Source organism: Jannaschia sp. M317, from assembly GCF_025141175.1.
GTDB lineage: Bacteria > Pseudomonadota > Alphaproteobacteria > Rhodobacterales > Rhodobacteraceae > Jannaschia.
On record NZ_CP081155.1, the window covers coordinates 205,484 to 215,000 of the forward strand.

Consider the following 9,517-nt stretch of genomic DNA (forward strand, 5'->3'; position numbering starts at 1 on the left):
GTCATGGTATTTTCCTCCGAAACGTTCCTGTTCCTGTTCCTACCACTGTTCCTGGCGGCCTATTACCTGACCCCGACGCGGGCCAAATCCTATACGATCCTGGCCGGGTCCTACCTGTTCTATGCCTGGTGGCGGGTGGATTTCCTGGGGCTGCTGTTCCTGACCACGGCCTTCGCCTACCTGGTGGGTCAGCGCGTCGCGGCACACCGGGGCACGGCCCGTGGGCGCACCTGGCTCTGGATCGGGGTCGCGGGATGCCTGGGCGTTCTGGGCGTCTTCAAGTATCTGAACTTCTTCCTCGACAGCTTTGCCGCGCTCTTGGGCACCGACACGGCGGGCCTGGGCATCCACTGGCGGCTGATCCTGCCCATCGGCATTTCGTTCTACGTCTTCCAGGCGCTCAGCTATCTGATCGACGTCTGGCGGGGCGATGCCAAGGCGGATGCGCGGTTCATCGATTTCGCAGCCTTCATCGCGCTGTTCCCGCAGCTGATCGCCGGGCCGATCCTGCGCTACAAGGACCTGGAGGACCAGTTCCGCGAACGCACGCATTCCGCCGAGATGTTCGCCGATGGCATGGCCCGGTTCCTGATCGGCCTGGCCAAAAAGGTAATCCTGGCCGACGCCGTTGCCCCCCTGGCCGATCTGGCATTCGGCAATTCCGGCGAGGTGGGCATGGCGCTCGCCTGGGCCGGGGCGATTGCCTACATGTTGCAGCTTTACTTCGATTTCTCGGGCTACTCCGACATGGCCATCGGTCTGGGCAAGATGATGGGCTTCAACTTCCTCGAAAACTTCCGCTTTCCCTACATCAGTCGGTCCATCACCGAGTTCTGGCGCCGCTGGCACATCAGCCTGTCGAACTGGCTGCGCGACTATCTCTACATTTCTCTGGGCGGCAACCGGAAGGGCGCGCTCAGGACCTATTCGAACCTGATGACCGTGATGCTGCTGGGCGGGCTGTGGCACGGGGCGAACTGGACTTTCGTCTTGTGGGGGCTGTGGCACGGCGGCCTGTTGGCCATCGAACGGGCCACGGGCCACGACCGCCGCGCCGCCACCCTGCCCTGGGCCTGGCCCGTCACGATGCTGGCGGTGCTGGTCGGGTGGGTGATGTTCCGCGCCGAACACGTGGGCCAGGGGGTCGAGGTCTACGCGGCCATGCTGGGCGCGAATGGCTGGATGGGCGATGCCGCGCTCTGGGCGCAGGTGACCCGCGAAAGCGTCGCGTTGACCGCGGTCGCTGCGCTGGTCTGCCTGGCGGAGCCGCGCCTGTGGGCCTGGGCCGGGCGCGACCAGACACCGGGCGTTCGCCCCGATGGGACGGCGGTCCTGCCGCTGGTGCAGGGGGCCGTGTCCCTTGGCCTGATCGGGCTTGGGGCCTTCACCGTGATGAAGCTCGCCGAGCAGAGCTTCTCCCCCTTCCTCTACTTCCAGTTTTGAGGTGCGCGCGATGACCCCCACCCTGGCCCTGAAACTGCTCGTCCCGCTGGCCTTCTTTGGCTATGCGGCGGCGGCGAACCTCTCGCTGCTGACCACGCCGGACACCCGCCTGCCGGGGGCCGAGGGCATCTTGACGGGCCGGGTAACCGCTGAAATCGACACGCTCTACCGGGACACCCTGCCCCACAAGACCCCCGCCGTGGGCCTGATCGGAGCGGCCCGCTATCTGCTGCTGGACGAGGGACGCCCCGGCGTCGTCGTCGGCCGCGATGGCACGCTGTTTACCGCCGAAGAATTCCGCGCCGTGGACGAGGGAACCTATGCTCTCGCGCTGACAAACGTCGAGACGACCGCCGCCCGGCTGCGCGATGCGGATGTGCAGTTGGTCGTGGCCCCCCTGCCCGCCAAGCTGGACCTGTTGCGCGACCACGCCGCCGACGGCACCGGGGCCGAGGCCGTTCAGGCGCTCTATGCCCGGTTCCTGACCGATCTGGCCGCGCGGGGCATTGCCACGGTCGACACCCGACCGGCCCTGGCCAGGCTGTCGCAACCCTTCCTGACCACCGACACCCACTGGACGCCCGAGGGGGCGCAGAGCGTGGCCCGCGCCATTGCCGACAGCGGGGCCGTCGCGCTGGGCGATGACAGCTTTGCCATCACGGCCGACGCACCGCGCAGCTTTGCCGGTGACCTCGTGTCCTATGTCACCTCCGACGCGCTGGCACCGCATGTCGGTCTGGCCCGCGAAACGGTCACGCCCTACCGCGCCGAGGCGGCAGCGGTCGACACCGGCCTGCTGGACCTGTTCGGCGGTGGCGGTTCCGGGACGGATCTTGTCGGCACCTCCTATTCCGCCAACCCGGACTGGAGCTTTGCCGAGGCGCTGAAGCTGGCCCTGCACCGCGATGTCATCAACCATGCCGAAGAGGGGCGCGGCCCCTTCGCCCCGATGGTCAGCTATCTGGACCGACTGGACCCGCTTTCCCTGCCTGAAACCGTGGTCTGGGAAATTCCGGTCCGCTACCTGACCGACCCCACGTTGACCGCGCCCAAAAAGACAGAGGGATCGTGATGCCACCCCATTCCCCATCACTGGCACCGGTCGCCTGGATGATTGCCGCCGCCGCGCTGACGCTGGCGGTCGCGACGGGTGCCGTAGGGGCCCAGACCTTAACGCCCGCGCCGGTGATCGACCTGTCCCGCCTGGGCGGGCCCGACAGCGACGCGCGGCGCATCACCGTGACCCTGACCCCTGGCATCCGCAGCGGACGCGAGCTGCGCTCTGCCAGCCTCAAGGACACGCGCCGCCGTCTGTCGCAGGACCAGCCGGTCACCCGCGACGCCCTGCGCGCACTGGCCGATGCGGGCGACGGAATGGCCGCGCTGCACCTGGCCCGGCAATTCGACGCCGAGGGCCTGCGCGTCAATCCGGCGAACCTGGCGCATTACTACGGCATGGCCGCCGCGACCGGTCGGCTTGGCGGGCTGTTCGGCCTGGTCGACACGCTGAAACGGGTCGACCCGGAGCAGACCTCCGAGGCGCGGCTGGCGATGCTGAAACGCACGGTGCTGGCCTATGCCCAGGCCGGGAATTCCGTCGCCATCGAGGCCCTCGCCGGGTTTCATTCCACGGGGCGCCCCTTTGGCCCGCTGGACGCGGACCTGCAGGCGCTGGCGACGACCGGCGCGGGCCAGGGCGCGGCCCTGATTGCCCTGCAACTGGCCAGCGACCGGATGCAGACCGGTTGGAACGACGCCCAGGCCTTGACCGAGGCGCAGGGCTACCTGCGCGCCGCATCGTCTTCGAAATCGGTGCGCGTGCAGTTGCTGGCCGTGAACCTTTTGCCCCTGCTCCAGACGCGGTTGTCCGAGTTGACCGGCGAAGGGGTCGAGGGATGAGGGCCCTGTCGCCCATGATCGCCGCGCTCGCCCTGGCCTGCGCCCTGCCCGCCCTTGCCCAGACCGAGGGCGAGAGCGGCTATGGCTGCCGCGCGCTCGACAGCGACCCGGATCTGGCGACGATCGAGGGCAAGGACGGGGTGTTCTTTCGATTGGTATCGGACCTGCGCATGGATCGGCCGTTCTCGGATCAGACCGTGGCGAACCTCGCCGCCCTGTCGCGTGCCCTGCAGGCGCGGGGCACCAAGCTGATCTATGCACCGATTCCCACCAAATCCGTCGCGATGCCTGACTGGTTGCCGGACGCCGCGGGGCCCATGGGGTTCGATCTGGCGGTCGCGACCGAAGTCCAGGCCGACATCCTGCGGCGGCTGGAACTGGCGGGCGTCACCACCGTCGACCTGGCCGCGGCCCTGCGGCAGGCTGAACCGGGTGAACTGGCGTTCTTTGCGACCGACACCCACTGGACCGCGCACGGGGCCGATCTGGCGGCCCGCGCGGTGGCCGATGTGCTGCGCGCACAACCCGGTTTCGACGCACAGGAACCGACGCCCCATGTGACCGAAGAGACCGGCGTGCAAACCGCCTTTTCCGGCATGCGCCGGATCCTTCAGCGCAACTGCCGCGACACGCTGCCCCCGGTCGAGACGATGACCTATCGCACGACCATCGACACGGGCGGTGGCCTGCTGGATATCGGTCTGGGCGACGGTGCCCCCGCGGTCGACATCGGATTGGGCGATGCGCCGGCCCTGGACATCGGGTTGGACGACGCGCCCGCATTGGACATCGGTCTGGGGGACGAAAGCGGAGCAATCGACCTGTTCGGGGCCGATGCGGCGCGGCTGCCCGTCGCCCTGGTCGGCACCTCGTTCACCGATCTGGAGGTCGCGAACTTTCCGGGTTTCGTCGCCCAGCATGCCGGGGTCGAAGTCATAAGTTTTGCCATCACCGGCGGCGGGCAATACGGTTCGATCACGTCCTATCTGACGTCCGACGACTTCCAGCAGGCCCCGCCCGCCTTTCTGGTGTGGGAAAACCCGATCTACGCCAACCTGGCGCAAACCGGCGACCAACCCCTGCGGGAGCTGATTGCCGCCGCCGGCGGCACCTGCACGACGCCGGTGCCGGTCTCCGTCTCGGCGGATCGCATGGGGATGACGGCGGTGCTGCCTGCGGGGCTTGGCCCCGACGACACCCTGCATCTGGCCACGGACAGCGGTGTCATCGATGCCGCGGCCTTTCATTTCTGGTCCGCGGATGCGCGGGTCAGAAGCCGGTCGATCACACGCGGGGCCCGTCTGCGCCGCACCGGCCATTTCTACATGCCGCTGACCGGTCTGTGGCCCGAGGGCGCCGCCGAGGTTGAAATCGACGTCACTGCCGCCCTCGGCCCCGCTGCCGGTCTGTTCACGTGTTCCCCCCTTCCCCCCGCATAGGATCCTTCTCATGACCACACGTCGCACTCTTCTGGCCACTGGCCTTGCCGCAACCCTGATCGCCGCCGGCCCATCGTTGGCCGGGGACGAAGGTCTTTACGAAGATGTCTTCGACCCGCAATCAAGCTTTATCCGCGTCTTGGCGCCTGACGCCGGTTTCGCATCCATCGACGGGACCCGCGTGGGCGATTTCACCGGTGGTCTGTCCGCCTATGTGAACGTCATGCCAGGCGCCATCGAGGTCAGCCTGCCCGGCACGGCTACCACCGTTCAGGCGGCCCCCGCCACGCACTACACGGTCGTGCTGGCCGCTGACGGATCGACGCAGGTTCTGACCGATGCGCTGACGCTCAGCCCGGCCAAGTCGGACGTCTCGCTCTACAATCTGTCGAGCAGCGCGTCGGTCGATCTGTTTGTTCCGGCGGCGCGCGCCGTGGCCCTGGCCGCCGTGCCCGCAATCGGGGCGAAGTCGGTGGCGCTGAAGGCGCCGTTGACGCTCGATTTCGACATGCGCGTGGGTGAACAGACCCTGGCCAGTGTCTCGGCCGTGGAACTGCGTCGCCGTGCGGGCGTGTCGTTCGTGTTGACCGGGGACGCGGGCGGGTTCTCTGCCGTGGCCGTGCCCAACAGCTACAAGCGCTAGGGCCGATGGGCGTGGGTGGAAAAACGGGCCTGGGGCGGATCACGCCCTGGCTTGCCGGGCTTGCGCTTGCGGCGGGGTTGGTGCCTGCGCAGGCGCAACAGGCCCAGCTGACGCTCGCCTTTCGCCCGCCGCAGATCGACACGGTGGCGATCTGCGTCTCGCCCCCATCAGATGATGAGACGGTCGCGCGCTGGACCGATTGGGACGGGCGCGTCCTGCCTGACCGTTCGATGCCCGACATCCGCCGTGACATTCGCCGCCTTCTGGAACTGGATGGCCCCCGCTGGGCGGATACGGCGGACCGAGCGATTGCCTTGCTGCAAGCCCGCGATCCCGCTTTCGTCGGAGAACCTGCCCTGCGTCTGAAGATCGTCCGGCTGGAAGCAGCCGGGGCCTTTGATGCCCTGACAGACAGTGGCCTTGTCGCGGAATTGGACGCGCTGGGCCCTGCGCTGTCCCCCCAAGGGCGGCGGATCCTGTCCAATCTGGTGCGTGACGGGATCGGCATTGCGCGGGACACGGCGCGCGCCGACAGCCTGCTGACCGCTGCCGCCTATGCCGGCGACCCCGAAGCGATCCTGGCGCTTGCCACGCGGCAGCTTGCGGGTGAAGACCTGCCGGGATGGGCCGTGCCGGTCGAGCTGGCCATCACCACCGCCTTCGGAACCCTGGTAGGAGAGCTGAACCCCGGCATCTGCGACCGCATCCGCCGGATTGCTCAGATCTATGAATTCGGCGGCATCGTGGCCCCGGACAAGGCGCTGGCCCACGACTGGTATCGTTTTGCCGCCGATCTGGGCGACGGGCGTGCCGCGTGGAAGGTGTCGGAATTTCACCTGCGCGCCGAGGGGTTCGAGAAATCGAACGATCTGCTGCTCAGCTACCTGCAAAAGGCCGTGGACGCGGGCCTGCCCTATGCCCGAACGGCCCTGGCCGACATTCTGGAACGCGGTGCCCTGCTGCCACAGGATCTGGACCGCGCCCGCGCCCTGCACGAAAGCACCGGCACCCAGGACGCGCGCCGTGGGCTGGTGCAACTGGCCCTGTTCCTGGACCGCCACGAAGACCGCTGGCTCGACGCGCGGGCGGCGCGACTGGATGCCACGTCCCGGCTGGCCACCATGCCCGATGCGCCCGGCTGGGCCTTTACCAGACTGGCCGAGGCCGCCCTTGAGGATCACGGCCGCTGGGGCGGTCGGCAGATTGCGCTGACACTTCTGCAGGACGCCGTCGATCGGGGCGATCTGGACGGACACGTCCTGATGGCGGATCTTTTGCTGGCCGAGGCACCGACCCTGCGCGACCTGGATCGTGCCGGAGACCTGCTGACACGTGTGGCCGATGAACGCGGCGGGTCCCGCCCGATGTCGCGCCTGCATGCGGCCCATGCCTGCCGCGCGCCAAATGCCCCCACTGCGCAAACGGCCCGTTTTTGGCAGGCAGGGGCAGATGCCATCGGGACAGAGGATCTGAACCTGTCGTCGGATCGCCTGGCCACGATCACCCCTGACGCGGCCCCGCGCCAGTACGCCCGTCTGCAATCCGAGGCCCTGGAAGGAAACGGTGACGGATTGGCCCGTTGGCAGTGGCTCCTGCGGAATGATCCGGGTCTTCCTGCTGACGTCCGCGCCTATTGGGCCGCTCGGACAGACGAGACCGATGCACAGCTGGTCGCCCGTGCGCGTCTGGACCTGTCGCTGGCCCCGACCGAGGCCGAACGCGAGGCGATCCTCGACACCCTGCGCGCCCGGTATCGGGTCGCCGGTCCCGATTTCGCCAAGGTCCTGACACGGGACCTGTTCGAGGGCATCGCCGGTCTGGGCCATGCCCGCGCCCTGGACGAAACCACGCGCGCCGACATTGCCGACCTGTTCCGTGCCTCCGCCAGCCGCGGCTACGGAAACCCGCTGCGCCTGCTGCCGCAAATTGACCCCACCGGCGGCGGGGCCGAGCAGGTCTATGCCACGTACCGGGCCGTCATAGAGGCCAATGGCGATTTCGCGGCACAACTTTTCGCAGCCTCCGTTTCCGAAGATCCACACCGTCAGCAGGCCCTCGCGCGTGCGGCAGGCCTGATGCCCTGCACCTACCGCAGTGCCATGGACCTCGTGGCCCTGACGCGTACGCTGGACCTGCCGGACCGTACCGCCCATTGGCTGCGCGTCGCCGAGGCCCTGCTGGGCGACAACACCGTCGAAATGGTGCATTTCGCCCGCGCCCAGCTGAACCGGGGCGGGCCGGGATCGTTGTCGAAGGCGATCTCGTTCTTCACCGAGGCTGGGGCACGCGGCGACCCGATCGCCAACCGGGAACTGTTCCGCCTGGTGCTTTCCCCCAATACGCCCATCTACGACATCGACCGCGCGGTCGCGATGATCCAGACCGCCCGTACCGAGGGAAAGCACGGCACGCTGGCTGGATACCTCAGCGGGTTCCGGGCGGCCCACACAGATACACAGGCGTTGATTTCTGCCAGACTGGACCTGGCAGCGATTTACCGAGAAACCGCTGAAAGCGGCGACCCGGTCGCGATGCGCGTACATGGCCTGACCCTGAGAGATCAGGCCCAGACCGAAGGCGACCTGGAGGCCGCTGTGACCTGGTTGCGCAGCGCAGCCGAGGCGGGTGACACGATTGCAATGTCCGAATACGGCGAGGCGCTGGCCTTCGGCCTGGGTGTCGCAATGGACCGCGCCGCCGCGCTGCCCTGGCTGGAACGCGCCGCCGGGACGGGCAACAGCAAGGCGCAGGACCTTACGCGCCTGCTACGGCTCAGTGCCGGCAGCCCAAACCTGTGAAGATGACGCACCGCAGTCGAGCACTGGGGTTTTGTTTTATCTATGCACGCGGGGGTGTTGCATGAGTTGGTCTATTGATCCCGTTAACCTTGAGGCCCGCGATGTGCGGCGGACGGCGGTTTTATACGCGGACACTCTTGGCATGGCGGGATCGTCCTGGTCGTTTCCTGCCAGACGGGACTATCTGCCTGGCGATCCGGGCAAACTGGCCCTTCTGGGCGACGGGCGGGATGGCCATTCGGGTTTGCACCTGATCGCGGCGGACGAAAGTTTCGCGCGGCGCAACGGGCTGGAGCACAACGCGTCGATTGGCGGGCATGTTGCGTTTCAGGTAGCGGATCTGGACGCGGTGATCGCGCGGCTTCGGCGTGCGGGCCTTTGCCATTCGGTCACCGGAGAGTTCGCGATCCCCGGCTTGCGTCACGTGTATGTGGAGGATCCAAGCGGCAACCAGATCGAGATCAACGGCAGTCTTTAGACGCAAACAAGCCCCTGAGCGGGTGCTCAGGGGCTTGTTTGTTTTATCGTTATACAGAGTTTTTGGTGTGTTTATTAGGTTTGGCGGTGACCTACTCTCCCACGTCTTAAGACGCAGTACCATTGGCGCGGCAGCACTTAACGGCCGGGTTCGGGATGGGACCGGGTGTTTTGCTTGCGCTATGACCACCAAACCGAAAAAACACACCTCTCTGCGCGCAGCGCAGAGAGGTGTGTTAGCGGGAGGTAGCGTCTCCGAAGGAGGCGCGTTCCCGCACCGTTTCTGTGGTGCGCGAGAGGGTTCACATCGTTTGTTCCAAGTCTCGTGTTTTGTGTGCGTATGCTATTGATTTGTTTCAGTCTACTACTGGATCAAATCAAGCCTATCGGACAATTAGTACCGGTCAACTGAACGCATTGCTGCGCTTACATCTCCGGCCTATCGACGTGGTGGTCTACCACGGTCCTCAGGGATATCTTGTTTTGAAGGGGGCTTCCCGCTTAGATGCCTTCAGCGGTTATCCTGTCCGATCATAGCTACCCAGCACTGCCGTTGGCACGACAACTGGTCCACCAGTGGATCGTTCACCCCGGTCCTCTCGTACTAGGGGCAACTCTTCTCAAATATCCTACACCCACGGAAGATAGGGACCGAACTGTCTCACGACGTTCTAAACCCAGCTCACGTACCTCTTTAAACGGCGAACAGCCGTACCCTTGGGACCTGCTCCAGCCCCAGGATGAGATGAGCCGACATCGAGGTGCCAAACACTGCCGTCGATATGGACTCTTGGGCAGTATCAGCCTGTTATCCCCGG

General features: G+C 66.5%; 7 protein-coding genes and 2 rRNA genes (1 of these 9 only partly in view). 7 read left to right on the forward strand and 2 right to left on the reverse strand.

What is annotated here, in order from left to right; translation table 11 throughout:
• The first annotated feature begins 3 nt into the window (after window positions 1-3).
• The 7 genes from K3551_RS01100 to K3551_RS01130 all read left to right on the forward strand — a co-directional run bounded on the left by K3551_RS01100 (window position 4) and on the right by K3551_RS01130 (window position 8,700).
• Window positions 4-1,443 (forward strand): MBOAT family protein, encoded by a 1,440-nt coding sequence (locus tag K3551_RS01100; protein WP_259916950.1) that lies wholly within the window; start codon window positions 4-6, stop codon window positions 1,441-1,443.
• 10 nt (window positions 1,444-1,453) lie between these two features.
• Window positions 1,454-2,515 carry an alginate O-acetyltransferase AlgX-related protein gene (locus K3551_RS01105; RefSeq protein ID WP_259916953.1) on the forward strand — a complete coding sequence of 354 codons (1,062 nt, stop codon included), beginning with the start codon at window positions 1,454-1,456 and terminating at the stop codon, window positions 2,513-2,515.
• Window positions 2,515-3,342 carry a hypothetical protein gene (locus K3551_RS01110; RefSeq protein WP_259916954.1) on the forward strand — a complete coding sequence of 276 codons (828 nt, stop codon included), beginning with the start codon at window positions 2,515-2,517 and terminating at the stop codon, window positions 3,340-3,342. The genes K3551_RS01105 and K3551_RS01110 overlap by 1 nt, the downstream gene beginning before the upstream one ends.
• 14 nt (window positions 3,343-3,356) lie before the next feature.
• Window positions 3,357-4,781, forward strand: coding sequence for an alginate O-acetyltransferase AlgX-related protein (locus K3551_RS01115; protein ID WP_259916955.1), 1,425 nt, complete (start codon window positions 3,357-3,359; stop codon window positions 4,779-4,781).
• Window positions 4,782-4,791: 10 nt separating this feature from the next.
• A complete protein-coding gene (locus tag K3551_RS01120; RefSeq protein WP_259916956.1) occupies window positions 4,792-5,424 on the forward strand; it encodes an alginate O-acetyltransferase AlgF in 633 nt (210 codons plus the stop codon).
• A gap of 11 nt (window positions 5,425-5,435) precedes the next feature.
• Window positions 5,436-8,222, forward strand: a complete 2,787-nt coding sequence (locus K3551_RS01125) for a hypothetical protein (protein ID WP_259916958.1) — start codon at window positions 5,436-5,438, stop codon at window positions 8,220-8,222.
• A 61-nt stretch (window positions 8,223-8,283) separates the two neighbouring features.
• Complete coding sequence (locus tag K3551_RS01130; RefSeq protein WP_259916961.1) at window positions 8,284-8,700, forward strand: VOC family protein; 417 nt, start codon at window positions 8,284-8,286, stop codon at window positions 8,698-8,700.
• Between the two features lie 78 nt (window positions 8,701-8,778).
• Here K3551_RS01130 and rrf read toward each other — a convergent pair.
• Both rrf and K3551_RS01140 read right to left on the reverse strand, forming a co-directional pair.
• Window positions 8,779-8,893, reverse strand: a 5S ribosomal RNA gene (rrf, locus tag K3551_RS01135).
• Between the two features lie 179 nt (window positions 8,894-9,072).
• Window positions 9,073-9,517, reverse strand: a 23S ribosomal RNA gene (locus K3551_RS01140); it runs 2,386 nt beyond the window's last position.